General features: G+C 63.7%; 23 protein-coding genes. 13 read left to right on the forward strand and 10 right to left on the reverse strand.

Going from position 1 to position 23,830, the window contains the following annotated elements; translation table 11 throughout:
• Nucleotides 1–87: 87 nt before the first annotated feature.
• From LNV07_RS21075 to LNV07_RS21085, 3 genes are all read right to left on the reverse strand, one after another.
• Complete coding sequence (locus tag LNV07_RS21075; RefSeq protein ID WP_263573164.1) at nt 88–1,404, reverse strand: tryptophan--tRNA ligase; 1,317 nt, start codon at nt 1,402–1,404, stop codon at nt 88–90.
• 97 nt (nt 1,405–1,501) lie between these two features.
• Nucleotides 1,502–2,509: an aldo/keto reductase gene (locus LNV07_RS21080; RefSeq protein ID WP_263573165.1), complete on the reverse strand. Its 1,008-nt coding sequence runs from the start codon at nt 2,507–2,509 to the stop codon at nt 1,502–1,504.
• On the reverse strand, nt 2,506–3,345 hold the full coding sequence (locus tag LNV07_RS21085) for a PhzF family phenazine biosynthesis protein (protein ID WP_263573166.1): 840 nt from the start codon (nt 3,343–3,345) through the stop codon (nt 2,506–2,508). Before LNV07_RS21085 ends, LNV07_RS21080 begins: the two co-directional genes overlap by 4 nt.
• Before the next feature lie 122 nt (nt 3,346–3,467).
• On the opposite strand from LNV07_RS21085, the gene LNV07_RS21090 reads away from it, so the two are divergent.
• The 3 genes from LNV07_RS21090 to LNV07_RS21100 all read left to right on the forward strand — a co-directional run bounded on the left by LNV07_RS21090 (nt 3,468) and on the right by LNV07_RS21100 (nt 5,817).
• Nucleotides 3,468–4,379, forward strand: coding sequence for a LysR family transcriptional regulator (locus tag LNV07_RS21090; RefSeq protein ID WP_263573167.1), 912 nt, complete (start codon nt 3,468–3,470; stop codon nt 4,377–4,379).
• A 234-nt stretch (nt 4,380–4,613) separates the two neighbouring features.
• Nucleotides 4,614–5,579 carry an SDR family NAD(P)-dependent oxidoreductase gene (locus LNV07_RS21095; RefSeq protein WP_263573168.1) on the forward strand — a complete coding sequence of 322 codons (966 nt, stop codon included), beginning with the start codon at nt 4,614–4,616 and terminating at the stop codon, nt 5,577–5,579.
• A 112-nt stretch (nt 5,580–5,691) separates the two neighbouring features.
• A complete protein-coding gene (locus LNV07_RS21100; RefSeq protein ID WP_263573169.1) occupies nt 5,692–5,817 on the forward strand; it encodes a hypothetical protein in 126 nt (41 codons plus the stop codon).
• A gap of 136 nt (nt 5,818–5,953) precedes the next feature.
• On the opposite strand, the gene asd is transcribed toward LNV07_RS21100, so the two are convergent.
• Nucleotides 5,954–6,814 carry an archaetidylserine decarboxylase gene (asd, locus tag LNV07_RS21105; protein ID WP_263573170.1) on the reverse strand — a complete coding sequence of 287 codons (861 nt, stop codon included), beginning with the start codon at nt 6,812–6,814 and terminating at the stop codon, nt 5,954–5,956.
• A gap of 76 nt (nt 6,815–6,890) precedes the next feature.
• Complete coding sequence (locus LNV07_RS21110) at nt 6,891–7,661, reverse strand: substrate-binding periplasmic protein (protein ID WP_263573171.1); 771 nt, start codon at nt 7,659–7,661, stop codon at nt 6,891–6,893.
• A 176-nt stretch (nt 7,662–7,837) separates the two neighbouring features.
• Here LNV07_RS21110 and LNV07_RS21115 point away from each other — a divergent pair, with 176 nt between their 5' ends.
• From LNV07_RS21115 to LNV07_RS21130, 4 genes are read left to right on the forward strand one after another with little or no spacing between them, the layout of a single operon-like run.
• The gene (locus tag LNV07_RS21115; RefSeq protein ID WP_263573172.1) at nt 7,838–8,992 is read left to right on the forward strand and encodes a saccharopine dehydrogenase family protein; all 1,155 of its coding nucleotides are present in this window, start codon (nt 7,838–7,840) and stop codon (nt 8,990–8,992) included.
• 23 nt (nt 8,993–9,015) lie between these two features.
• The gene (locus LNV07_RS21120; protein ID WP_263573375.1) at nt 9,016–9,489 is read left to right on the forward strand and encodes an SRPBCC family protein; all 474 of its coding nucleotides are present in this window, start codon (nt 9,016–9,018) and stop codon (nt 9,487–9,489) included.
• A complete protein-coding gene (locus LNV07_RS21125; RefSeq protein WP_263573173.1) occupies nt 9,482–9,880 on the forward strand; it encodes a DoxX-like family protein in 399 nt (132 codons plus the stop codon). Before LNV07_RS21120 ends, LNV07_RS21125 begins: the two co-directional genes overlap by 8 nt.
• The gene (locus LNV07_RS21130; RefSeq protein WP_263573174.1) at nt 9,877–10,347 is read left to right on the forward strand and encodes a DUF2269 family protein; all 471 of its coding nucleotides are present in this window, start codon (nt 9,877–9,879) and stop codon (nt 10,345–10,347) included. The genes LNV07_RS21125 and LNV07_RS21130 overlap by 4 nt, the downstream gene beginning before the upstream one ends.
• A 49-nt stretch (nt 10,348–10,396) precedes the next feature.
• Here the strand turns inward: LNV07_RS21130 and LNV07_RS21135 are convergent, their stop codons facing one another.
• A complete protein-coding gene (locus LNV07_RS21135) occupies nt 10,397–11,002 on the reverse strand; it encodes a DUF2087 domain-containing protein (protein WP_263573175.1) in 606 nt (201 codons plus the stop codon).
• A gap of 269 nt (nt 11,003–11,271) precedes the next feature.
• Here LNV07_RS21135 and LNV07_RS21140 point away from each other — a divergent pair, with 269 nt between their 5' ends.
• The 5 genes from LNV07_RS21140 to LNV07_RS21160 all read left to right on the forward strand — a co-directional run bounded on the left by LNV07_RS21140 (nt 11,272) and on the right by LNV07_RS21160 (nt 17,179).
• Nucleotides 11,272–13,332 (forward strand): aminotransferase class V-fold PLP-dependent enzyme, encoded by a 2,061-nt coding sequence (locus tag LNV07_RS21140; RefSeq protein ID WP_263573176.1) that lies wholly within the window; start codon nt 11,272–11,274, stop codon nt 13,330–13,332.
• Complete coding sequence (gene trhO, locus LNV07_RS21145) at nt 13,325–14,182, forward strand: oxygen-dependent tRNA uridine(34) hydroxylase TrhO (RefSeq protein ID WP_263573177.1); 858 nt, start codon at nt 13,325–13,327, stop codon at nt 14,180–14,182. The genes LNV07_RS21140 and trhO overlap by 8 nt, the downstream gene beginning before the upstream one ends.
• Before the next feature lie 103 nt (nt 14,183–14,285).
• Nucleotides 14,286–15,146, forward strand: a complete 861-nt coding sequence (locus tag LNV07_RS21150) for a dioxygenase family protein (RefSeq protein ID WP_263573178.1) — start codon at nt 14,286–14,288, stop codon at nt 15,144–15,146.
• 45 nt (nt 15,147–15,191) lie between these two features.
• Nucleotides 15,192–15,917 carry a response regulator transcription factor gene (locus LNV07_RS21155; protein ID WP_263573179.1) on the forward strand — a complete coding sequence of 242 codons (726 nt, stop codon included), beginning with the start codon at nt 15,192–15,194 and terminating at the stop codon, nt 15,915–15,917.
• Nucleotides 15,914–17,179, forward strand: a complete 1,266-nt coding sequence (locus LNV07_RS21160) for an ATP-binding protein (RefSeq protein WP_263573180.1) — start codon at nt 15,914–15,916, stop codon at nt 17,177–17,179. Before LNV07_RS21155 ends, LNV07_RS21160 begins: the two co-directional genes overlap by 4 nt.
• 52 nt (nt 17,180–17,231) lie before the next feature.
• On the opposite strand, the gene LNV07_RS21165 is transcribed toward LNV07_RS21160, so the two are convergent.
• The 3 genes from LNV07_RS21165 to LNV07_RS21175 form a co-directional block, all read right to left on the reverse strand.
• Nucleotides 17,232–19,334 carry a M13 family metallopeptidase gene (locus LNV07_RS21165; RefSeq protein ID WP_263573181.1) on the reverse strand — a complete coding sequence of 701 codons (2,103 nt, stop codon included), beginning with the start codon at nt 19,332–19,334 and terminating at the stop codon, nt 17,232–17,234.
• Nucleotides 19,335–19,398: 64 nt separating this feature from the next.
• Nucleotides 19,399–20,664 (reverse strand): nitronate monooxygenase, encoded by a 1,266-nt coding sequence (locus tag LNV07_RS21170; protein WP_263573182.1) that lies wholly within the window; start codon nt 20,662–20,664, stop codon nt 19,399–19,401.
• A gap of 186 nt (nt 20,665–20,850) precedes the next feature.
• Nucleotides 20,851–21,759 carry a LysR family transcriptional regulator gene (locus tag LNV07_RS21175; protein ID WP_263573183.1) on the reverse strand — a complete coding sequence of 303 codons (909 nt, stop codon included), beginning with the start codon at nt 21,757–21,759 and terminating at the stop codon, nt 20,851–20,853.
• A 101-nt stretch (nt 21,760–21,860) separates the two neighbouring features.
• On the opposite strand from LNV07_RS21175, the gene LNV07_RS21180 reads away from it, so the two are divergent.
• The gene (locus LNV07_RS21180) at nt 21,861–22,874 is read left to right on the forward strand and encodes a hypothetical protein (protein ID WP_263573184.1); all 1,014 of its coding nucleotides are present in this window, start codon (nt 21,861–21,863) and stop codon (nt 22,872–22,874) included.
• Here LNV07_RS21180 and pip read toward each other — a convergent pair.
• Complete coding sequence (gene pip, locus LNV07_RS21185) at nt 22,860–23,828, reverse strand: prolyl aminopeptidase (RefSeq protein WP_263573185.1); 969 nt, start codon at nt 23,826–23,828, stop codon at nt 22,860–22,862. The two genes, LNV07_RS21180 and pip, sit on opposite strands and share 15 nt — an antisense overlap.
• Nucleotides 23,829–23,830: the final 2 nt, after the last annotated feature.

Below are 23,830 nucleotides of genomic sequence, written 5' to 3' on the forward strand. Positions count from 1 at the left end.
CCAAGGTTGCCTCCACAGCCTAGCGGGTTTATGCGGGTATGTGGCTGATCAGAGTCAAGCCTCTAAGTCTCTTTTGATGGCAATTGATCATTCGGCGTCGCTCGCTTGAAGCGCGGCCAAGGCCCCGGCCACCGCAGCAGCGCCCACGCCCGCAGCCAGTTGCACCGGCGCCTCGGCCAGGGCGGCAGCACCTTCGCGCTTCAGGCGCGCCACCCATTGCCCGGCATCGCGTCCACCCGCGAAGCCCAAACTTTGCAGCAGCGGACTGCCGTCGGCGGCGTTGAGCTTGAAGTAGAACTGCCCATCGGCCTCGCGGAATTGTTTAAAGACCGGCAGCGCCGCCTTTGCCGCCTTGACCGCTGTGACCTGCGCTGCCGGTGCCGCGAAGCTGCGCAGGCCAACCGCATGCCGCAACTCCGCCAACAAGGGCGCGGCCACCGCACGCGCCTTGGCGGCGCCCTCTTGCAGCGTCGCCTCGATCAACTCGGGTTGCGCCATCAAGGCCTCATAACGGCTGCGCAGCGGCGCGATCTCGGCGTCGATCAAGTCGAACAACTGCTGTTTGGCCTCGCCCCAGGCCAGACCGGCACGCAAGTCGGCGCGGAACTGCTGGCGCTGCGCGGCGCTGGCGAAGGCATCGTAAATCGTCACCAGAGTCTGGCCCTCGGGCTCCTTGGGCTCGCCGGGCAGCTTGGAGTCGGTGACGATATGAGCGATTGCTTCCTTCAGCCCCTTGGCGCCGCCTTCAAACAAGGGAATCGCGTTGTCATAGCTCTTGCTCATCTTGCGGCCGTCCAGGCCCGGCAGCAAGGCCACATCCTCTTCGACATTGGCCTCGGGCAGCACAAAGAAATCGCGGCCCTTGCCGAACAAATGATTGAAGCGCTGCGCCACATCGCGAGTCATCTCGATGTGTTGAACCTGGTCACGCCCAACCGGCACGCGGTGGGCATTGAACATCAGAATATCGGCCGCCATCAGGATCGGGTAGCTGTACAAACCCATGGTGACGCCGGCGTCCAGATCCTCGCCGGCGGCGGCATTGGCGTCGGTCGCGCCCTTGTAGGCATGAGCGCGGTTCATCTGGCCCTTGGAGGTGACGCAGGTCAGCAGCCAGGTCAACTCGGGGATTTCGGGGATGTCGCTCTGGCGATAAAAGGTCACCCGCGAGGTGTCCAGGCCGGCCGCCAGCCAGATCGCGGCAATCTCCAGGCGTGAGCGATTGATGCGCTCCGGGTCATCGCATTTGATCAAGGCGTGATAGTCGGCCATGAAGAAGAAGCTCTCCACGCCGGCCTCCTGGCTGGCCAGAATCGCCGGCCGCACCGCGCCGACATAGTTGCCCAGATGAAGGGTGCCGGTGGTAGTGATGCCGGTCAGGACGCGTTGGAGTGGGCGGGGCATAGCGCTTTGGCTCATGGTGTTCGGAGTTCTGCAAAAGGCTGACAAGTCCACATTGTCCCAGTTGCTGATGGTCCTGCGGCGCCGGCCACGCGGCCGCTTAGGTCCGAGCCGACTCGATGCCGACCCAGCCGCCCTCGGTATAGCGCTCGCCGGCCACCGCGCCGGGCGCAAACAAGGCATCCAAGGCGGCCATTTGCACGGCATTCAGGTCGATGCGACAGGCCGCCCAATTGCTGCCCAGGTGAGTCTGCCGCCGGGTGCCCGGGATCACCAGCACATGCGGCTGCTTGTGCAGAATCCAGGCCAGCGCCAGTTGCGAAGCCGGCATGCTCCAGGCCGCCGCCAAAGTGGCAAGCCGCTCCGCCAAGGCGCGATTACTTTCGCCCGCCTCACCATTGAAGCGCGGCAGCATGCGGCGGAAGTCATCCGGGGCCAGGTCTTGCGTGGCCGGCATCGTCGCACTCAGCAGCGCCCGGCCGAGCGGACTGTAGGCGACAAAGGCCACGCCCAAGGCGGCGCTGGTCGGCAGCATCTCTTGCTCGGCAGCGCGCTCCCAGAGCGAATACTCGCTTTGCAAGGCCGCCACCGGATGTACCGCATGGGCCCGACGCAAGGTCTCCGCGCTGACCTCGGACAGGCCGATCGCCGCAATCTTGCCCTCCGCCTTCAGGGCGGCCAGGGTCTCCATCACCACCTCGATGGGCACGGCCGGATTGCGCCGGTGCAGGTAGTACAGACCGATCTGTTCCAGCCCCAGGCGCTTGAGCGAAGCTTCGCAAGCGGCTCGGATATAGGCGGGCGAGTTGTCGATATGGCGCTCGTAGGTGCCGGGCGGACGATTGATGCCGAACTTGGTGGAGAGCAGCAAGTCGGCACGCTGCGCCGGCTTCAGCTCGGCCACAAAGCGCCCCAGCAATTGCTCGTTATGCCCGGCGCCATAGGTGTCGGCGGTGTCGAAATGGCGCAGGCCCAACTCGAACGCGGCATGCAAGGTGGCCAGCGATTCCGCGTCATCATGCGCGCCATAAAACTCGCTCATGCCCATCAGGCCCAGGCCGATGGCGGGAACCTCCCGACCGGCGAGGCGTCTCGTGGTGTGACTCATGACATCAAGCGCGCTGCGCCGGAGACCCGGATAGAACTGCCGGCAGCCGCCGGAATTTCGGCCCGCAAGAGCGAGCGCGCGCCCATATCTTCACCTTGCACGATGTCGATCCTGCCGCCATGTGGCCAGCCCAAATCGCGCAAATATCCCGCAAACGCAGCGGTGGCCGCGCCGGTGGCCGGGTCTTCCAGCACACCGCCGGAAGCAAAAGCATTGCGGGTGTGAAACAGCTGTGGCGTCTCGATATAGGCCAGCAGGATGGTGGTCAAGCCGGCGGCCTGCATCAGCTTTCTTCCTTGGTCCAAGTCATAGTTCATCGCCGCCAGCCTTGCGCGTGATTTCAAGGCAAGGACCAGATGGTCGGCACCGCCATGAGCGAGGCCCGGCGGCATACGCGGATCCAGATCGTCAGCATCAAGGCCGAACAACGCCAGCGCCGCCGCCAGCAAGGCCGGATCGGCGGCCGCGCTGCGCGTCGGCGGAGATTGCAGCGCCGCTGCGAAAAGCTCCCCCTCCTGCCTGCCCTCGACGCTGATGGTGGCGCTATTGAGGATCAGGTCGAACAGCCCGTCACCCTGCTTGAGCGCCAGCGCAGCGCCCAGGGCGATGGTGGCGTGGCCGCAAAAAGGCACCTCGTTTTCGGGCGAAAAATAGCGCACCCGCCAGGCCTTGCCCCGCGGCTGAGCAAACACGGTTTCGGAGAAGCCCAGCTCGGCGGCGATGCGCTGCATTTCGGCGTCAGCGGGTAATTGATCGGCGATCAACACGCCGGCCGGGTTGCCGCCGGCTTGGCCGTCGGAGAAGGCGGAAATTTTTTTGAGAACGTTTGTATTCATGTCTGTGTTGGCTGAGGGCTTGATCTGTTGCGCATCTTGCTCGCCGAATGCGTGAACCGCCAGCCTCGCCGTCTTGCACGCCCTGTGCAGCCGGACTGAACAATGGCGTCGACAATGCCATCATGGCCGATCCAGACTTTCAGCATTTGCGTATCTTCTTTGCCGTTGCCGAGGCGCGCAGCTTTCGGGGCGCTGCGCTGAGTCTGGGGCTCAGCCCTTCGGCCGTCAGCCAGGCAATGCGCCGACTGGAGCAAGAGTTAGGCGTCGCACTGTTGGCGCGCAGCACCCGCAGCGTGGCGCTGAGCGCGGCCGGGGAACAACTGCTGGCGCAGGCCGGCCCGGCCTTGCAAAGCATCAAGCAAGCCTATGCGGACCTGGGCGAGTTGAGCGGCGAGATAGGCGGCACGCTGCGGCTGTCGGTGCCACGCAGTGCGGCGCGGTTGGTGTTGGCGCCGATCGTGGCACGCTTTCTGGCCGCCCATCCGGCCGTGCATTTTGAGTTGCACACGCAAGACGTGATGGTCGACATCGTCGCGCAGGGCTTCGACGCCGGCGTACGCTTTACCGAACGCCTGCCGCTGGACATGGTGGCCGTGCCGCTCGGCGAGGCGCAGCGCTTCATCGTCGTCGCCGCGCCGGCCTTGCTGGCGCGCTCGGCTGTTCCGACCCATCCCCGCGAACTGCTGCAAGCGCCTTGCGTGCGCCAACGCTTCGCCAGCGGTGCGATGTTCCGTTGGGAGTTCGAGCGCGCAAATGGGCAGACCATGGAACAGCTAACCCTCGATGTCGGCGGCGCCTTGATGGTCGATGACCAAAGCGTGGCCTTGGCGGCGGCGCTCGAAGGCGCAGGCTTTGCCTATGTCTATGAATGCGCGGCGCGAGAGCATCTGGCGGCCGGCCGCCTCATGCAAGTCTTAGGCGACTGGTGCCCGGCGGGCACCGGCTTCTCGCTCTACTACCCAGGCCGCAGCCAGAGCAGCCCGGCGCTGCGCGCCTTTGTTGCGATGCTGAAGGTTCATCCTCCTAGCCATTGACCATCGCCTCGCCCGGTTGAATGTAGCCATTCAAATTATCTTGCCGGACAGGCACAAAAATGTCGCAACTGCGATTAATCAATCGTCAGCCAAGTGGCGCCGTCTACCCTGTGACTAGGCTGACTCAGGCAGGGTGGCCTCGACTCGTTACGAGCACCGTTGAACTTTTTGGGCAGTCCATGCCAAGACGACAACGCCCGCAAGTCAACACAAACTCCATGGAGATTGGCGATTATGCAACCTGACCTCGTTTCACCAAGGCTTGTCGATGTCAAACCCTCTTTGCTTCAATCCATATGGAAATACCTGAAGCGCCTACGCAAGTTCAATCTGGGTCCGATTGCATTCGCCTTTAAATTCGAACGTGCGGTTCACGTTACGCCCATCTCGCGACGCCGGATGCGACAAGCCTTGCCCCACGAATCCCGCGCACGAAGCCTGCAAGCCGGCACATTGCAGACTCTACATCCCGAGCCTTCGCCAAGCCCGGCCGCTCGTGAAATCGCCTTGATAGTTGGCGTCGGCCCCGGACTGGGCTACGCCCTTGCGCATCGTTTGGCCAATGAGGGCATGGCGGTTGTGATGGCCTCCCGAAACGCCGCTCGACTGACCCCGCTCGCCCGCGATATTGGCGCAAAGGGAGGGACTGCCTTCGCCTATGGTTGCGACGCCACCAATGAGCAGTCGATTGCCAGGCTGTTTGAGCATGTCATGGCCAACCACGGGATCCCGAATTTGGTGATCTATTCGCTTCAATGCTTCGGGCCAGGTGAGGCGATGGACGTCGAACTGCCAGCCTTCGAGGATGGCTGGCGGCACAATTGTCTGGGCGCCTTTTTGGTCGCCAGGCAGGCTGCGCGTGCCATGGTACCGGCCCAACGGGGCACGATCATCCTGACCGGTTCGACCTCCTCGCTACTCGGTCGCGCCGGGCACCTGAATTTGGCGGTGGGCAAGTTCGGACAACGCGCCATCGCCCAGGTAATGGCACGTGAACTTTGGCCCAAGGGCATCCATGTCGCGCATTTGGTGATCGACGCAGACATTCGGGAAGGTGCGGACCATCCGGACAAGGAGAGGCAGTCCGATCCGGTCCATGTCGCCGACTTGATGATCGGACTGCATCGTCAGGCTCGGACTGCTTGGACCAGCGAGATCGACGCACGGCCTTGGAATGAAAATTTCTGGGAACACTGCTGAGACCCGCCTCATTGGCTGCCGATTCCATAACGAAGAAGCGTAATTTCAGGTCATCCCTCCAACCCATGCAGAAAGAGTTGCAGACGCAAACCGCAGCAAGCAACATATCCCCGTGGTTTTCGATCCCGGCATGCGCTTTGCCGAGAGCCTGCCGCGCACACTGCTCGGCAATCCAATTCAAACTGGTGGCCTGTTCCGCTTCGACTTAATCAGCCAAAACTCGTTGCCGGCGATCTGATTCCATCGGTGTTGAATGGCTCCAGTTGGTCCGGAGCTGCCACAGGGGGCCGACAGTTGGGAATCGGCTCGCATGGACTGCAGCCCTTGCTGCCCGGCCTCGCTGCGATGGTCAGCCCTTGCCCCTCTTTTTGCCCTCAGCGATTCGCCATCGCCTCGCCCAGCCGCACCGCACTCCCCGGCCGCCCCAAATCTTCACCGACCCAGGCCGCGTTGAAGGTCCAAGGCCCCTTGGGGAATAGCATCACGACGGTGGAGCCAAGCAAGAAGCGACCCATCTCCTCGCCCTTCTTGAGCTGAATCTGCTGATCCCGGTAATCCCACTCGACCACTTTGCCGGGGCGCGGCGGGTTGACGACACCATGCCAGCTGGTGGCCATGCTGCCGACGATGGTGGCCCCGACCAGCACCAGCACCCAGGGACCATGAATGCCCTCGAACACGCAGACCACCCGCTCGTTCCGCGCAAACAGACCGGGCACGCCACGCGCCGTCACCGGGTTGACCGAGAACAGGTCACCCGGCACATAAATCATGCGCATCAAACGCCCGGCCGCCGGCATATGGATGCGGTGATAGTCGCGCGGACTCAGATAGATATTGGCGAAGATACCGTCATCGAACTGCGCGGCCAGCGCCGCATCGCCGCCGACCAGGGTCGTGGTCGTGAAACTGTGGCCCTTGGCCTGGAAGATCTGCTGGCCGTCAATCGCGCCGAATTGGCTGATTTGGCCATCCACCGGGCACAGCAGCGTCGCGTCGGCCAGCGGCCTGGCGCCAGGTTTCAGCGCACGCGTGAAGAACTCGTTGAAGCTCGGATAGGCGGAGATGTCGGGGTTGGCCGCCTCGGCCATATTGACGTTGTAACGAGCCACAAAGCGGCGAATGATGGCGGTCGTGATCGCCCCCATGCGCGCTCCGGCGACCAGGCCGCCAAAGCGGGTGATGGCCTGTTTAGGCAACAGGTATTGCAGCAGCACGGCGGAGCGATCGGACACGGATTGATTCCCTCGGGGACAAGGCTGGCGATTGTAGCGAGGGGCAGGCAAACCCGACCCTCAGTCCGTGCCGCCGCTAGCGCTCAAGCCGGTAACGTCGCAACAGCGCGGCGTATTCCGCCGTATTTTTGTACTCACTCAAGGCCGCAGCGAATCGAAGCGCCAAGTCCTCGTCCTTCTTGCTGCGGGAGAAGGCGATGTAGTTGTGCAGCGACAGGATGGGGGGCTTGAGCGGGGCCACCTGGGCCAATTCCGGCTTGCCCTTGAAGGCGCCGACAAAGTCACCCCAGTTAACGACCGCAATGTCCGAGTGGCCAGCCTTCAGCATCCGGACCACATCTTGCATATTGTTGCCCTCCAGCTTCTTGAGTGCGTCAAGCTCCACGTTGCCGAAGGCAAAGCCACGCACCACGATGGGCCTGTGCTGCGCAAGAAAGCGTGCCAAATTTCCGTCAAACGTGATTTGGCCCGCCTGTTCCTTCAAAACAATGAAGCGGACCTCGGAGCTGCTCAGCACATTGCCATCCTGAAAGATCGCCCAGGCCTCCCGATCTGGGGTGCGGGTGATATAGGTCACCGCGTCGGCCTGCCCCTCCTCGACCATACGCAGCGCCCGCTTCCAGGGCAGACTATCCCATTTGACGCTGACGCCGAGTTTTCTTGCCGCCGCTTCGACCAGGTCGATGTGCAAGCCGGTCAAGCGCCCGTCGACCAGCATCTCGAAGGGTGGATAGGACTCGTCGCCTCGCACCACCGTGATCTCGGTTTGGGCCAGCGCCGCTGCGCCAAAAAGGCTGTTCAAGCCGGCGCAGAAAAGCACAGCGAATACGCGCGCAATCTTCGTCATATCAACCTTTCCGAAATGCCTACCGTCCTTAGCCGGCCCACCTACTTACAGACAAGTTCTTAGTGGAGCACAAACCGGGTCGTCGAGCCAGCCAGGCTGTCGCTCAAGTCGTTTGATACGGCCAGGAGTGACAAGGACCAGGATAGGCTGTGCGCTCGGCCTATAGTGCGGGCTGCATGAAACAAAAGGGCAGGGAAAAGATGCCGCTGAAGGTGATGGTTCTGGGAGGCTATGGCAATTTCGGCGCGCGCATTTGCCGAGCATTGGCGCTGGACTCGAACATCGAATTGACCGTTGCCGGACGGGACGGCGAACGCGCGGCGGACTTCGCCGCAGGGCTCGGCTTCGCACAGGGCGCGGCGGTCGATATGCATGCGGCGGACTTTGCGCAAGTGCTGCGCGAGCGGCACATCGAGCTTGTGATTCACACCGCCGGGCCGTTTCAAAGCCAAGACTATGGCGTGGCAAGAGCCTGCGCCCGAGCGGGTGTGCATTACATCGACCTGGCCGACGGACGGCGCTTTGTCTGCGATTTCTCCAGCGCCTTGCATGCGGATTTTGTGGCGGCCGACCGCCTGGCCATCAGCGGCGCCAGCACCGTCCCGGCGCTCTCATCGGCCGTTGTCGACACGCTTTGTGAGGGTTGGCAGCGGCTCGACACGCTGGACGTCTGCATTGCCCCGGCGCAGACGGCGCCGCGCGGCGTGGCGACCCTCCGCGCGGTGCTGAGCTACTGCGGCGCGCCCATCCAGGTTTGGCGCGAGGGCCAATGGCAATCGCAGATCGCCTGGGCCAAGCCCAGGCAGGTGTTGTTTCGGCGCTTGAAGCCGAGGTTGGGGGCGCTGTGCGACATCCCCGATCTGGAGCTGTTTCCGGCGCACTATCAGCTGCGCCAGCGCATGGAGTTTCGAGCGGCCTTGGAGGTCGGCTTGTCGCAACGCGCGTTCGCCTTGCTGGCTTGGCTGCGCAGCGTCGGCTGGCTCAAACAGCCTGCCCGTTTGGCCGCCCTGTTGAATGTCAGCGCCAAATTGTTCGATCCGCTGGGCTCTCGCCTGGGTGGCATGGTGGTGCGAGCCACGGGGCTGGACGCAGATGCAAAGCCGGTCAAGCGGGCCTGGCATATCGCAGCGGACAAGGATCACGGCCCGGAGATACCTTGCATGGCCGCCATCTTGCTGGCCAAGCGCTTGGCCAAGGGCGAACACATGGCCGCTGGCGCCTACCCCTGCGTGAGCCGCCATACGCTGGCGGAATTTGGCCCTGAGTTCGCAAAGTGGGGCATGGTGACGGATCTGGTGGAAGAGAGATGTGAAGGAGTAGGCGTGCCATGACGCATCGGCGTTTCAACTTTGCGATGCCGGCACCTGCTGCTATCGTTTTTGATGCATTCCACTTTCATCAATGGCGCCATCGGTGGGACAGCTTGGTCGGCACGACGCTTGTCGTCGGAGGAGCGCCTTGCCCCTGTGTTGGCGCGATCACAGAAAACACAGGCAGCGCTTGGCTAAGTCGGCTGTCTATGCGCACGCAGTTCATAGCGTACGACCCACCTCACTTGGCTGCGGCTTCCATGCTGGGTCAATCTTTTCCGTTTGGGCGATGGGCCGCATCCATGCGCCACCAAGACCAAGCTCCAGGGCATTCGGTGCTTATCTACAGCTACAACTTTACAGTGGGTCCAAGCGCGATAGCACGCCTTGCTCGGCCCCTTGTGGAGTGGATTTTCGAGCGCCAGACCCGCAAGCGCTTCGCTCGTCTAGCGCTCTTCCTGGTCAGCCATGCGCATGAAATCGAGGCATGGCAACGCGAGAGAACTATCTATGAGTAGGCAAGCAGCGCCGGTGGTGAGTCTCGCTAGGTCGGACACGCGCGGCTTGCGCCTTAGCTTGGTGTTTGTATGGCTCTGGACGGGCGCGGTCAGCATCTGGGAGTTGCAAGGCCAAAGCCGTGTTCTGCTATTGGCCGGGGGTGTTGCAGACCTCCGCCTAGCGAGTGCTTTGATTCTGGGCGGCGCTGCGCTGGATCTGCTGCTCGGCGCCGCCTTGTGGTTCAGACCCTCGCGGCCGGTCTATCTCCTCACCTTGGCAGCCATGCTGGGCATGACTGTCGTAGCCACTTTGTTGAGCCCCGACCTGTGGTTGCACCCGCTGGGGCCCTTGAGCAAGAACCTGCCAATCGCCGCCCTGCTATGTTTTCTGGCACGCCAAGAAAGCCGATGAACAGCTACCTCTTGGTCAAATGGCTGCACATCCTGTCCAGCGTCTTGTTGGTGGGGACGGGATTCGGCTCCGCCTTCTATATGTTCTTTACCAACCGCAGCCGCGACATCGCCGCACAGGCCGTGGTCTCGCGTTTGGTCGTACAGGCCGACTGGTGGTTCACCACCCCGGCCGTTCTTGTGCAGCCGCTCTCCGGCATGTGGCTGGCGCATTTGGCCGGCCTGCCGCTGAGCACCCCGTGGATATCCTTGTCCTTGGGGCTCTATGTCTTGGCCGGCTTGTGCTGGCTACCGGTGGTCTGGCTGCAAGTGCAGATGGCTGCGATGGCAAGAGCCGCGCAAATCTCGGGCGACGCACTACCTGCGCTTTATTGGCGTTATGTCAGGTGGTGGGAAGGCTTGGGCTACCCGGCGTTTGCCGCCATGCTGCTCGTCTTTTTCTTGATGGTGGTCAAGCCGAGCTTGTGAGCGGAAGTCGAGCCGGGTGCGATGACCTGACCCTAGCCATCGGCAAAAGCTAAGCGGCCCCGCTGCGCACCCGCAACTCCCGCAACAGCGGCAATAGATCCTCGTTCGGCCGGGCGGCGAGCTTGCGGTAGGCGCGGCCGCCATCGCTGCGCGCCAATAGCTTCATCTCGACCAACTCGCGCCGCAGCGTGCAATGGTCACCGAAACCATGGTGCGCATTCAGCACCTCATTGACTTCGGGCTCGGTGTAGACACGCCGGCTGTCGAAATGCAGCCACATGCCCCAGATCGCATAACGCTGAACCTGATGGCGACTGGGCCAGCGCACCAGACGACCCTGGGCATCGAATTGCCGCAAGGCGCGGTCGGCCAGCTCACTCAGCTCGGGGTGGCTTGGGCCGCGTGCCGGCGGCGCATGCACCGGCGTCAACTTTGTAGGAGCCTGGGCCAGCGCAGCGGGCTGCTGCGCGGCGGCACGCAAGGCCTGGATATTGCGATGGCCGGCCGCTCGGGCCAGCATATTCAGCAAGCTCAGATGGCTGGGGGCTGCGTCCGATTCGTCCGCTTGACTGCGGTATTCGGTGAGTTGCTGACGCAAGGACTTGGCAAAGGCCGAAATGTCATCGGCGTGCAGGGCAAATATTTCACGAGGCATGGTCGAAGATCTCCACATCACGCGCGCTCATGATCGCCACAGGAGGGCGATGCTGGTGCTTGCCGGCTTCCAGCCGGGCACACGCGAAAGTGGGCACAGCCTGGTCAAAATATCTTCTCATTGCCTGGCAGGTTTAGCTCACGGTCAAACGAGTTGCCGTGCGGCAAGGCCTGGGTGTTCTGCCGACCCGGGGCCGCAGTATAGGGCAGCAAAGGGGCAGCAGGTACGATTGCTATCCCGGCGCCCCTGCCCACCCATTTGCCCACCCCATGGAAATCTATCTAGACGCCAATGCCACCACGCCGGTGCTGCCGCAGGCCAAGGCCGCGGCCATTCAAGCCATGGTGGAAGACTACGGCAACCCCAGCAGCGTGCACAGCACCGGACTGAAGGCGAAGGCGCTGATCGACGGCGTTAGGGCCAGGGCGCAGCGCCTGCTCGATACCGGCGATGGCGCCTTGCTCTTCGTCAGCGGCGCCACCGAGGGCATTCAGACCGCGGTGCTGTCGGCGCTGAACGCTCTGCGCGGCAATTTGCAGGCCGAGTTCCTGCTCTATGGCGCGACCGAACACAAGGCGGTGCCCGAGGCGCTCAAGCATTGGAATCAGGTGCTGGGTCTTAACCTGAAGATCGAGGCTATCCCGGTCGACAGCCAGGGCCGACATGACCTGGCATTTTTGCGCCAGCATGCGGCCCGCGCCGGCCTGGTCTGCACCATGGCGGCCAATAACGAAACCGGCGTGATCAGCGATCTGGACGGCATCGAAGCGGCGCTGGCCGGCAGCAAGGCGCTGTGGTTGGTCGACGGTGTGCAAGCCTTGGGCAAGCTGCCGCTGCGGCTGCAGGCGCGCCGCATCGACTACGCGCCCTTCTCCGGCCACAAGCTCTATGCACCCAAGGGCATAGGCCTGCTTTATGTGCGCGCCGGCGCGCCGTTCACGCCGCTGATGGCGGGCGGCGGCCAGGAGGGCTCGCTGCGCTCGGGCACCGAAAATATGTCGGGCATCGCGGCCCTGGGTGCTGTGCTGGCGGCGCTGGACGATGGCCAGACGCTGCGCGACTCGGCCACCCTGCACGGCTTTCGGGCGCGCCTGGCGGCGGCCTTGAGCGAGGCCTTCCCCGGCCTGGTCTTCAACGCGCCGCTGGACCTGAGCCTGCCCACCACCTTGAACTTCGCCGTGCCGGGCCTGAGCTCGCGCCTGCTGCAAGACCTGTTCGACGCCGCCGATGTGCGCGTCAGCGCCGGCTCGGCCTGCAGCGCCGCCAAGGCCGCTCCCAGCTTCGTCTTGCAGGCGATGGGCCTGCCGGACTGGCAGGCGGCCGGCGCGGTGCGGCTGTCGATAGGCCCGGCCGTCGACGAGGCGTTTATCGACGAGGCCTGCGCCCGCATCCGTGCCTGCGGCGAGTCGTTGCGCCGCCATTGCCTGAGCCCGGAGAACAATTTCCCGACCGTCGGCGACGGCATCACCCGCTATATGCAAGACGGCGCCTGCTGCTATTTGCTGGCCGACTCGCTCGGCAAGGCCTGCGTCTTGATCGACGCCCGCCCGGAACAGGTTTGCCGCCTGGCGCAGGCCTTGACCTGCCAGGGCTATCCGCTGCTGGCGGTCTTGAGCACAACGGGCGAGGCCGAGCATGCCGAAGCACGCGATTTGCTGGCCGAGACGATAGGCGAGCTGATGCCCGGCGCGGCCTGCGATGCCTTGGGTTGGCCGCTGGACAAGGCCGCGCTGGAACTGGGTGCCAAGCAGTTGACGCGCGCAGTTAGGCCGCAGGGTCAAGTCTTGCTATTTAGCGGTGCCGATTCGGCCGCGCCGGCGCTGGCCTTCACAGGCCTGAGCGAGCCCGCCGACCTGGGTGCCTGCGTGGGGCCGAACACCTTGTTGGCACCGGCCAGGGACGAGGCGCAACAAGTGGCTTATTGCCTGGCCGGCGCCGAACCAGCGCAAGAGCAAGAGAGCGCCGCGCAACAGGTGCAAGGCGCGCAACTCAAGGCCTTTATCAATTACCACCCCGATGCGCTGCTGGTCGATGTGCGCGAACCCTATGAGCAGTTCCTCAGCCAAACACCCGACCTGGTCGGTGCGCAAATGGAGGCAATGCCTTTGTCGCGCCTGCTGAACGCGATTCAGCCCTGGCTGGCCGAGCAGCCGCAGCGCCCGTTGCTATTCTTCTGCCGCACCGGCAACCGCAGCCGCCAGGCCGCGCAGGCGCTGACCCGCCTCGGCCACAGTCAAGCCTGGACGCTGGCCGGCGGTTTGGCCCTATTGCCCCATTCACCGGCCGAAGCCCAGGCCAAGCATCAACCCGACCCCGCTCTGTATGTCTGATATTGCCCCCACCGAAGCCCATATTCACTCGTCCTTCTATCGCTTTGTCGCCTTGGCGGAGCCGGAAGCGGTGGCCGCGCGGCTGCGCGAGTTGAGCCAGCCGGACACCGGCATTGGCGGCAATATCTTGGTGGCCCCGGAGGGCATCAGCGCGGCGATCGCCGGGCCGGCGCAGGCGCTGGCAGCCTTCGAGCAGGCGCTGCAAACCGACCCGGTTTTTGGCGGCGCCTTTGTCGGCATGGTGTTCAAGCACAGCGCTTGCACGACCAAGCCCTTCACGCTGATCAAGGTGCATACCAAGCCCGAGATCGTCGCCTTTGGTGTGCCCGGCGTGTCGGGCTTGCCGGATGCGAGCAAGCCCGACACGCATGTCTCGCCGACGCGCTGGCGCGAGCTGATCAAGGAGCCTGACGTGTTGGTGCTGGACAACCGCAACAGCTTCGAGTTCAAGCTCGGCCATTTCGAGGGCGCGGTCGACCCCAAGGTCGCGCATTTCCGCGACTTCCCGGCCTATGTGACCGAACATGCCGATGAGTGGAAGGCCAAGGGCCAGCGCATCGCGATGTATTGCACCGGCGGCATACGCTGCGAAAAAACCAGCGCCTGGATGCAGGATCAAGGACTGGATGTCTACCAGCTCGACGGCGGCATCGTCAGTTACTTCGAGGCCTTGCCCGATGCCGCAGCCGACTGGAAGGGCGAATGCTTTGTGTTCGACAAGCGCATCGCCATCGACACCCATCTGCAAGAAACGCCCACCACCGCCGAAGATGTTTATGCCGGCGAGCCGGATGAAGCCTGGCGGCTGGCCAGGGCGCGCCGGCTGGACCCGGAGCCCGGTAACCGCTAGCGAGGAGGCTGCATGTGTCGGCGCCGACACAAACTGCATATACCGCGGCAACGTTGCCTTGCTCCAATTCACTGGCCCAAGCACAGTGAGCCCGGAGAGCAAGATGACGACGCAAGCACAAGACCCCCACGACCAAGGCCTGAGCGCCGATCTCGCACGCATGCAGGTGCAGGGCCTGCAACGCCGCCAAGCCCTGGCCTGGCTGCTCGGCGCCAGCGGCCTGAGCCTGATCGGCTGCGGCGGCAGTGACAGCAGTGAAGCCGCCGCCAGCGGCGGCACGACCAGTGGCACTGTCACCGGCACGACGACCGGCAGCTGCAGCCAGATCCCGACCGAAACCGCTGGCCCCTACCCGGGAGACGGTTCCAATAACGCCAACGGCAGCCTTGCCAATGCGCTGGCCTTGAGCGGCATTGTGCGCAGCGATATACGCGCCAGCATAGCCGGGGCCAGCGGCGTGGCCGGCGGCGTACCGCTGACGCTGACCTTGCGCCTGGTCAACAGCAATGCCGGCTGCGCCGGTTTGGCAGGTTATGCCATCTACCTCTGGCATTGCGACCGTGAAGGCCGCTACTCGATGTATTCCAGCGGCGTCACGGCCGAGAACTATTTGCGCGGCGTGCAAGTGACAGGCAGCGACGGCCTGGTGACCTTCAGCACCATCATCCCCGGCTGCTACGACGGCCGCATGCCGCATATGCATTTCGAGGTCTACCGCAGCGCCAGCACCGCGCAGTCCTACGCCACCAAGCTGCGCACTTCGCAGATCGCCTTTCCGACCGATGTGTGCAGCAATGTCTACAACAATGCGCCCGGCTACAGCGCCAGCGTGAGCAATCTGGCCCGCATCAGCTTTGCCACCGACAATGTCTTCAGCGACGGCGTCGGCCTGCAAACGGCCAGCCTCAGCGGCAGCGTCGCGCAGGGCTATAGCGGAGCGATGACGGTCGCCATTTCTGTCTGAGGCTTGAGGTATCGTCGTCCTCAGCCGCCACCCAAGGACGACACGATGCCCGCTCACCATCATCTACAACTGCGCTGTCTGGTGGTCGACGATGACCTCGACATCCGCGAATCGCTGCAAAGCTATCTGCGGGGTTTTGGCATGAGCGTCGAGGTGGCGGCCGGCGCCCGCGAGATGCAGCGGCGCATGACGGCGGAGGACTTCGATGTCGTCGTGCTGGACCTGATGCTGCCGGACGGCAATGGGCTCGATCTATGCCGCTGGATTCAGACCCATCATGCCCGCAGCGCCGTCATCATGCTGACCGCCCAGGGCGACCCGATCAGCCGCGTGCTGGGCCTGGAGATGGGTGCCGACGACTACCTTGGCAAGCCGTTTGAGCCGCGCGAACTGGTTGCCCGCATCAACGCGCTGCAGCGGCGCATGGGCAAGGGCGCGCGCGAGGTGCAGACAGGCCGGCGGGTCAGTTTCGAGCAATGGACATTCGACCGCGTGTTGCGCCAATTGGAGTCGCCGGCCGGCGTGATGCTGGCGCTGTCGAATGCCGAGTACCGGCTGCTGAGCGCCTTCATCGAGCGGCCCGGCCGCATCTTGACGCGCGAACAGTTGATCGAGCTGACGCGCGCGCCTGGTGTTGAGATCAACGATCGCAGCATAGACTTGGCCGTCTCGCGCCTGCGCCAGAAGCTCGGCGACACGCCGCCGCGCCTGATACGCACGCTGCGCGGCGAGGGCTATCTGTTTGACGTCAAACTGCTCAGCTCCTCATGAACCGCCGGTGGCGCTGGGGCGACAAGAAGCGGGCGCTGCGCTGGCTTCGCCGTCTTCTGGCCGACACGCTGGGCAAGCGCCTGTTCCTGCTGATGTGGGGCGCCTTGGTGCTCAGCCATCTGGTCGCTTATGTGGCCGTGCGTTGGGCCTATCTGCCTGCCGGGCCGGGTCTGGTCGCCGGCATGCCGACCTTCCCGTCGCTGCCGCCCACCCCGGGCTTGCTTGAGCGCCAGGGGCCACGCCCGCCCATGCCGCAGTCTTCTGCACCGGCCGGGTTTGAGCATGAAGCACTGGCGCCACCGCCGCCCGGCCGCCACGAGCCGGGCGGCGGGAGGCAGATGCCCGGACGAGGCCTGCCCGCCGAAGCCTTGCTGCTCGACTATGGCCTGCGTCTGCTGGTGATAGGGCTGGCGGCTTGGTGGGGCTCGCGCTGGCTGGCCGCCCCGGTGCGCCGCCTGGTGAGGGCCGCCGACGGCCTGGGCGCGGCCATCTCCAACGCGCAGCCGCCGGCCGCGCTGGACGAGCACAGCGGCACGCTGGAGGTGCGCGAGGCGGCTCTGGTATTCAACCAGATGGCGCTGCAACTGCATCAGCAATTCAAGGCGCGCGGTCTGTTGATGGCGGCAATCTCGCATGATCTGCGCACGCCGATGACACGCTTGCGCATGCGCCTGGAAACCCTGCAGCTGGCCCCGCAGGCCTTGGCCCGCTCGGTCGCCGATCTGCATGAGATGAACGCGATGGTCGACCAGGCGCTGGCGCTGTATCGCGGCCATGCGGTCGTTGAAGTCGAACAGAGCTGTGAGCTGACGGCCTTGCTGCAATCGCTCTGCGATGACCTGGCCGAGCAAGGCCAGGCGGTCAGCTTCGTGCCGCCTGGCCCCGACGCTGCCACCGCCATTTGCAAGCTGCAAGTGCAAAACCTGCGCCGCATTCTCGACAATCTGATCGGCAACGCGCTGCGCTACGGCGGGCAGGCAGACATCACCATGACGGCAAGCAATGACGGAACATGCAGCGGCTGGCTGATCAGCGTTGCCGACAAGGGCCCCGGCATTCCCACGGAGCAGTTGGAAGCGGTGTTCCAACCCTTTTACCGGACGGAATCCTCACGCATGCAGCCCGACTGCAGAAGCAGTGGCGGCAGTGGCCTGGGCCTATATATCGCCCGTGACCTGGCCGGTCTGATGGGCGCCAAACTCAGCCTGCACCCGCGCCCCGAGGGTGGCCTGTGCGCGAACTTGTACTTGCCGCAGCGCTGAGCGGGAGGGCCGAGCAGCAGGTCGTCGCTGCCCCACCCCCCGGGCGAGCTGCTCACCAGACCTTGCAGCGCTTGGCGTCGGGCTTGACCATGGCCTGGCCCGGCTTGCAGGCAAAAGCCTTCTCGAACTCCGGCATATTGACCGTCACGCCGTTGATCCGGTAGCGGCCCGGTGAGTGCGGATTGGTCGCGGCCTGCACGCGCAGCGATTCGGGGCGCGCATTGTTGCAATCCCATTGGGCAAAGCCGACAAAAAAGCGCTGCTCCGGCGTCAAGCCTTCACGCGGCTCTAACTTCATGTTCGCCGTGTGGGCTTTCCAGGCCGTCATCGCCAGCACCATGCCGCCCAGGTCGGCCAGGTCCTCGCCCAGGGTCAGCTTGCTGTTGATCTTGATGTCATCGACGATGGTGTACTGGGCATACTGGTCGGCCACACAGGCGGCGCGCTGCTCAAAAGCCTTGCCATCCTTCTTGCCCCACCAGTCGCGTAGATTGCCCTTGGCATCGAACTGCCGGCCCTCGTCGTCAAAGCCGTGGATCAGTTCATGGCCGATGGTGCCGCCGGTATTGCCGTAGTTCGGCGCGGCGTCGATCTTGGGATCGAACAGCGGCGGCTGCAGCACGGCAGCGGGGAAGTTCATGTCATTCATCTGGCCCGAGTAATAGGCATTGACGGTTTGCGGCGTCATGCCCCATTCGGCCCGGTCCAGCGGCTTGCCGATCTTGGCCAATTGCCGCCGGGCCTCGAAGGCATTGCCGCGCTGCACATTGCCGAGGAAGTCGCCCTGGGCCACCGTCAGCGCGCTGTAGTCGCGCCACTGATCGGGGTAGCCGACCTTGTTGACGATGGCATGCAGCTTCTCCATCGCCCGCTCCTTGGTGGCGGCCGACATCCAGCTCAGGGACTTGATGCTGACGGCCATCGCCGCTTCGATCTCCTGCGTCATCTCTTGCGTCATCGCCTTCAGCTCGGGGCTGAAGTTGTCGCGCACAAACTCCTGACCCAAGGCCTCGCCCAGTTGCGCATCCACCAGTTCGACGCAACGCTTCCAGCGGGGCTTGAGCTGCGGCACGCCATTGAGTGTGTGGCCAAAGAAGTCAAAGTCGGCCTGCACCAATTCAGCGCTCAAATGCGCCGCTTGGCTGCTCAATAACTGCCAGCTCAGATAGGTCTTGATGTCCTCCAGAGAGCTCTTCTTCAACAAGTCGCCGACGGCCTTGAAGAAGGCCGGTTCGGTGACGTTGTACTCATTCAGGTCCGCCGGCAGGCCGAGCGCCTGCCGGTAGTTGGTCCAGTCGAAATTTGGCGTTAGCGCTTGCACGCCTCTGGCATCAAATTTGTGAAAAGACTTGTAGGGATCTCGCTTGTCGACCTGCGTCAAACTGGCGCGCGCCAGCGCTGTTTCGGTGGCCAGTACGCTGCGTGCGGCCTGGGCCGCAGCCTGTGGCGCCTTGCCCATCAGCTCAAACATGCGCGCCACATGGGCGACGAACTGCTGGCGCAGTTTGACCGACTTTGGGTCGCTCTTCAGGTAGTAGTCACGGTCCGGCAGACTGATGCCGCCGGCCGAGGCGAAGGCAATCACACGGCTGGAATCGGCAAAGTCCTGGCCCGAGCTCAGCGAAAAATAGAAGCGCGCATTGTTGGTGGCCAATTGCAGCTCGGCCAACAGGGCCGGCAGCTGAGTTTTGCCATCTACGGACTTGATCCGGTCCAGCAGCGGTGCCAGCGCTTGCAGGCCGCGCGCATTGGCGGCGTCTTCGTTCATGCAGGCGCCAAAATAATCGCCCATCTTGATCTGGTTGGCGCTCAAGGCCGCTTTGTCGGCGCTGTTCTGAGAAGACGCGGCCAGCTTAACCAGCGTGCCCCAGAGATAACGCTGATTCTCGACTGCCAGCTTGTTGTAGACCGACCAGCGGGCCTGATCGTCCGGGATCGGGTTGTTCTTGATCCAGCCGCCGCAGCTGTATTGGTAGAAGTCCTCGCAGGGGTCAATGCTGCGGTCCATTGCCTGCACGTCCAGGCTGGGCGTGTAGGGCAGCGCGCTCAGCGGCTGCTCGAGTGCGGCGGACGGTGCGCTGATGGCAGCGCTGCAGGTAAGCGCCAGCGCGAGGCCGTAGCTGAGATTCGATAAGAGGCGGATGGACTTGGACATGAATGGGTTCTCTCGTGAAGAGAGGGCATTCTCACTCATGCCAAGGCCGGACCTCTGGGTCTGCTCAGGCGCTGACCGCCAGCTCCGGTTCGGGCAGCTTGACCTGGTTGTCGGTGCTGAACTGATAGTCCTTGAACACATGCTCGGCGCTCAGCAATTGGTAGCTGCCATCGGGGTTGCGGTGGGTGGTGTCTTTCAGGCGCCAGGTCAGCTGGCCGCAGGTCCAGATGTCGAAGTTGCGCATATGGGTGCACAGACAGGTCTTGTCGCCGACCGAGACGCGGCGCTCGCCCGGATGCGCGGCCACCTCGCGGTTGTAAGACGTGATGTAGGCGCATTTGCCATTGGCGTCGAGCAGGTAGCCATAGGCCTCGCAGTTAGGCCGGATGCCGTCGCCGATGCCGGGGCTGGCCTTGATCATGCGCATCGGGTAGCCGGTCGGCGAGATTTCGTTGACTTCGATGTCGGCCTCGCTGGCCTTGAAGTACTCCTGCTTGATGTCGTCCGGCAGCCCGCATTCGCGCGTGACGGTGAAGCGCGTCGCGACCTGCACGGCCGAGGCGCCCAGCTCCAGAAAGCGCACCGCATCGCTGCCGGTGAAGATGCCGCCTGCGGCGATCAACGGGATGTCCAGCTTTTCGGTCAGCAGATATTGGTGAATTTCGGTGACGATTTTTTCCAGGTCGTATTCGGCCCAGTCCATGCCAAAACCCAGGTGGCCGCCGGCCAGTGGGCCTTCGATCACCACATAGTCGGGCAGGCGATTCAAGCGGCTGTTCTTCTTCAGGAACAGCTGCAGCGCGCGCAGCGAGGACACGATGATGCCCAGCTTGGCCTCGCGGAAACGCGGGTGCTCGGCGATCAAGGCGAGTGAGCCCAGGTGCAGGCCGGCCGCCAGCGTGATGCCGTCGATGCCGGCGTCCAGCGCGGCATTCATGCGCACGCTGAGCGTTTCCTTCGGCCCATTCATCGTCAACTTTTCCATGCAGTTGATGAAGATCAGGCCATTGCCCTGTTTGCGCGCCATGGTCTTCTCGACATGCAGGCGGGTCGCCTCGGCCAAATGTTCCAGATTGAATTTGACGTCCGATTTGTCTTCCGACGCGACGTTGTACTGGAACTGCGCCTGCTTGGCCTTGGTGTACTTGGTCTTGTAGCGGCGATCGGTCAGCGTGTTGACCATCGCGTCCGAGATATGGCCGATGCCGCCCAGGCGGGCCGCTTCCAAAGCCAGATCAGTGGAGGAAATATCAACCCCCATGCCACCAATCACGATGGGCACCAACTCATGACGGCCCATCTTCAGGCGGAAATCATCCAGACGTTTCATTGTTCTACTCTTAACTTTTGAGGTGTTGACTCGGCCAACGTCGCCGAGACTACGGACTCTCGGCCAAACGGCGAGTGTGCAAAAAAAAGACTCTCTTTGTCTTGTCTTGCAACAAGACTTGACGCCCCGTCACAAATTTACGTGGGCGCAAGTATCGCCGCCAATCGGCGACGATTGGGCAAAACCTCATTCATCCAATGCCAATGCCGGCCCCAGCGACGCGCAAACAAAGTCGACAAAGCTGCGCAGCTTGGCGCTGGGCCGCGCCTCGGGGAGGCGCACGATGTGCATAGCGCGGGTCGGCAGCGCCCATTCGGGCAAGACCGGCAGCAACTCCCCCGCAGCCAAAGCCGGTGCCAACAAGGCGTCGGACTGCAGCACGATGCCGATACCGGCCTGCGCCGCATGCAGCAGGGCCTGGCCGTTATTGCAAGAAAACTGCGCCGGCACCGGCAGCGGCACCGCCACCGTCTTGCCCTGACGCGTAAAGCGCCAGACTGGCGCATCGCCCCAGGCGGCGAAGCCCAGCAAGACATGGGCGGCCAAATCCTGCGGCGCCGTCGGAGCCCCGCAGCGCGCCAAATAGGCCGGGCTGGCCGCCAGCAACATGCGCGCGTCCGCCAGGCGCAGGGCAATCACCGCGTCATCAAGCAAGGGGCCGGAGCGCACCGCGCAATCAAAGCCCTCGTCGGCCAAATCGATCAGCCGGTCGTTCAGACTCAGTTCGACCCGCACCTGCGGCTGCGCGGCCATATAGCGCGCGATCACCGGCACCAAGCGATGCGTGCCCCAGGACAGCGGCGCCGATACCCGCAGCAGGCCTTGTGGCTCGCTGCGCAAGGCCTCGGCCACATGGTCGGCCGCATGGACGCTAGCCAGCACATCGCGGCAGCGCTCCAGATAGGCGGCACCGATTTCGGTCAGGCTGTGGCGGCGGGTGGTGCGATCCAGCAAGCGCGCCTTCATATGGGTCTCGAGCGCGCGCACATGGTTGGCAATCATCGTGGTGGACAGGCCGAACTCGTCCGCTGTCGCCGAGAAGCTGCCCTTCTCAGCCACCCGAACAAACACCGCCATGCTGGTCAGCCTATCCATTCAACACTCTCGCTTTCAGCACTTTGAAATTTTCGCTAGTTTATCCATTGATAGTTCGCAATAAGAATGGCGGCCAGTTTCAGTCAACCCGGAGTACGAGCATGGTTCAGCAAGTTTCTTTCACCCGCCTCTTGATCACTTGCGCGCTGCCGCTGGCCTTGATGAGCGCATCAATACGCACCACGGCAGCGCCAAGAAGCCAAGCACAAGTGCTGCCGCTGCCGGCCGACTGGTATCCGGAAAGCGTGGCGGCCGGGTCGGACGGCAGCCTCTATGTCGGCAGTTGGCGCCAGGGCGCGGTGCTGCGCCTGCGTCCCGGTGCCCGAGCGGGCGAGGTGCTGGTCGCCCCCGGCTCCAACGGCCTGGCCAATGCGCAGGGCTTGCTGGTGGACGCCAAACGCAATGCGCTCTGGGTGTGCTCCGGCAATAGCGGCTTCACCACCGTGGCGCAGACGCCCAGTGCCTTGAAGCGCTACGAGTTGACGACCGGCAAGCCCGTGGCCAGCTACGCCATGCCGGACGCCGGCTATTGCAATGACCTGGTGCAGGACGGCCCAGGCAATTTGTACATCACCGATTCCTTCCACCCACGCATCCTGCGCCTGCCGGTCGGCGCCTCGGCACTGCAAGTGTGGAAGGACGACCCCTTGCTCGGCGGCGCCGGCCCCTACCCCGGCCTCAACGGCATCGCCTTTGATGGCGAACACAGGCTGATCGTCAGCCTGGTCGTGGCGGTGCCGTATGTTCTCGGCATTAGCGTCGGCAGTGACGGTGCGGCCGGGCCGGTTGCTCCCATCAATGCCGAGCGCATGCTGAACAATGTCGATGCGATCCGCGCCGTCAAGCCGGGGCAGCTGATCCTGTTCGAGAGCAATGCCTTTGGCAGCCGGCCCTTCGGCGGGCAAATCAGCAGCGCGCGGATTGACGGCGAGAAGCTCACGCTGCGGCCTTTGGTGACGGGGCTCAACGAACCCTCTTCGGGTGCGGTATTGGGCGGGCGGGTTTTTTTCATCGAGTCCAAGTACCCGCTGCTCACCCAATCCCCGAACGGCGAAGCCGGCATCCCGAGGGGCGTGCCCTTTGATCTGCAGTCGCTGGAATTACCCAGCGAATAGCGCCTGCGGCTTGATGACGGCGGCCAATTTGGCCACCGCCTCGGTGACGCTAGCGACCATCAACTTGCCGCCATGCCCTTCTCCGTCGACCACCACAAACTCGCTGCCCGGCCATTGTTTGTGCAGTTGCCAAGCGGTATCCAGCGGCGAGCTGATATCGAGCCGGCCATGGATCAAGACGCCGGGCAGATGCGCGATCTTGTGCATATTCGAGCGAATGTCCGCAGCTTGCAAAAAGGCCGCATGCTTCCAATAGTGGATCACCAGCGTCGCGAACAGCAGGCGGAACTCGGGGTCTTGATAGCGCGGGTTAGGTGAGCTGTTCGGGTCGAGTGAAACATGCACATCTTCCCAAGCACACCACGCTTGAGCGGCCGCGGCTCGGATGGCGGCATCGTCGCTACGTATCTGCCGGTAATAGGCGTCGATCAGGCTTTCGCCGGACTCGGCTTGGGCCGCCTCGGCAAATTTTTCCCATTCACGCGGAAATATCAAACCCATGCTCTGCGTCAGCCAATGCACTTCGGCCGCCGTCGTCGTCGTCACGGCCGCCAAGACCAGCCCCGACACCCGCTCCGCATGGGCTTGCGCATAGGCCAGCGCCAGCGTCGTGCCCCAGGACGCACCGTAGATCAGCCAGCGCTCCACGCCGAGATGCTGCCGCAGCAACTCGATATCGACGATCAGATGCTGCGTGGTGTTCGTCTGCAAGTCCGCGGCGGGATCGGTCGCCCGCGGACGGCTGCGGCCGCAGCCTCTTTGCTCGAAGGACACGATCAAAAATACCGCCGGGTCGAAGTGGCGCCTATACCCTGTCATGATGCCGCCCCCGGGGCCACCATGCAGATACAGCGCCGGCAGCCCCCGCGGATTCCCCGAGCATTCCCAATAGATTTCATTGCCATCCGTGGTGGCCAAATGGCCACTTGCAAACACATCAATCGGCGGAAACATGG

It is taken from the genome of Roseateles oligotrophus, assembly GCF_025717515.1.
Taxonomy (GTDB): domain Bacteria; phylum Pseudomonadota; class Gammaproteobacteria; order Burkholderiales; family Burkholderiaceae_C; genus Paucibacter_A; species Paucibacter_A oligotrophus.

What these genes read in the sequence shown, in the direction of transcription:
- LNV07_RS21180 (WP_263573184.1), top strand. Translation starts at nt 21,861, where the DNA reads ATGGTTCAGCAAGTTTCTTTCACCCGCCTCTTGATCACTTGCGCGCTG.
- LNV07_RS21170 (WP_263573182.1), bottom strand. Translation starts at nt 20,664, where the DNA reads ATGAAACGTCTGGATGATTTCCGCCTGAAGATGGGCCGTCATGAGTTG.
- LNV07_RS21085 (WP_263573166.1), bottom strand. Translation starts at nt 3,345, where the DNA reads ATGAATACAAACGTTCTCAAAAAAATTTCCGCCTTCTCCGACGGCCAA.
- LNV07_RS21130 (WP_263573174.1), top strand. Translation starts at nt 9,877, where the DNA reads ATGAACAGCTACCTCTTGGTCAAATGGCTGCACATCCTGTCCAGCGTC.
- LNV07_RS21075 (WP_263573164.1), bottom strand. Translation starts at nt 1,404, where the DNA reads ATGCCCCGCCCACTCCAACGCGTCCTGACCGGCATCACTACCACCGGC.
- LNV07_RS21165 (WP_263573181.1), bottom strand. Translation starts at nt 19,334, where the DNA reads ATGTCCAAGTCCATCCGCCTCTTATCGAATCTCAGCTACGGCCTCGCG.
- LNV07_RS21125 (WP_263573173.1), top strand. Translation starts at nt 9,482, where the DNA reads ATGAGTAGGCAAGCAGCGCCGGTGGTGAGTCTCGCTAGGTCGGACACG.
- LNV07_RS21160 (WP_263573180.1), top strand. Translation starts at nt 15,914, where the DNA reads ATGAACCGCCGGTGGCGCTGGGGCGACAAGAAGCGGGCGCTGCGCTGG.
- LNV07_RS21140 (WP_263573176.1), top strand. Translation starts at nt 11,272, where the DNA reads ATGGAAATCTATCTAGACGCCAATGCCACCACGCCGGTGCTGCCGCAG.
- pip (WP_263573185.1), bottom strand. Translation starts at nt 23,828, where the DNA reads ATGTTTCCGCCGATTGATGTGTTTGCAAGTGGCCATTTGGCCACCACG.
- LNV07_RS21115 (WP_263573172.1), top strand. Translation starts at nt 7,838, where the DNA reads ATGAAACAAAAGGGCAGGGAAAAGATGCCGCTGAAGGTGATGGTTCTG.
- LNV07_RS21135 (WP_263573175.1), bottom strand. Translation starts at nt 11,002, where the DNA reads ATGCCTCGTGAAATATTTGCCCTGCACGCCGATGACATTTCGGCCTTT.
- LNV07_RS21120 (WP_263573375.1), top strand. Translation starts at nt 9,016, where the DNA reads ATGCCGGCACCTGCTGCTATCGTTTTTGATGCATTCCACTTTCATCAA.
- LNV07_RS21080 (WP_263573165.1), bottom strand. Translation starts at nt 2,509, where the DNA reads ATGAGTCACACCACGAGACGCCTCGCCGGTCGGGAGGTTCCCGCCATC.
- LNV07_RS21150 (WP_263573178.1), top strand. Translation starts at nt 14,286, where the DNA reads ATGACGACGCAAGCACAAGACCCCCACGACCAAGGCCTGAGCGCCGAT.
- LNV07_RS21095 (WP_263573168.1), top strand. Translation starts at nt 4,614, where the DNA reads ATGCAACCTGACCTCGTTTCACCAAGGCTTGTCGATGTCAAACCCTCT.
- LNV07_RS21110 (WP_263573171.1), bottom strand. Translation starts at nt 7,661, where the DNA reads ATGACGAAGATTGCGCGCGTATTCGCTGTGCTTTTCTGCGCCGGCTTG.
- LNV07_RS21090 (WP_263573167.1), top strand. Translation starts at nt 3,468, where the DNA reads ATGGCCGATCCAGACTTTCAGCATTTGCGTATCTTCTTTGCCGTTGCC.
- trhO (WP_263573177.1), top strand. Translation starts at nt 13,325, where the DNA reads ATGTCTGATATTGCCCCCACCGAAGCCCATATTCACTCGTCCTTCTAT.
- LNV07_RS21155 (WP_263573179.1), top strand. Translation starts at nt 15,192, where the DNA reads ATGCCCGCTCACCATCATCTACAACTGCGCTGTCTGGTGGTCGACGAT.
- LNV07_RS21175 (WP_263573183.1), bottom strand. Translation starts at nt 21,759, where the DNA reads ATGGATAGGCTGACCAGCATGGCGGTGTTTGTTCGGGTGGCTGAGAAG.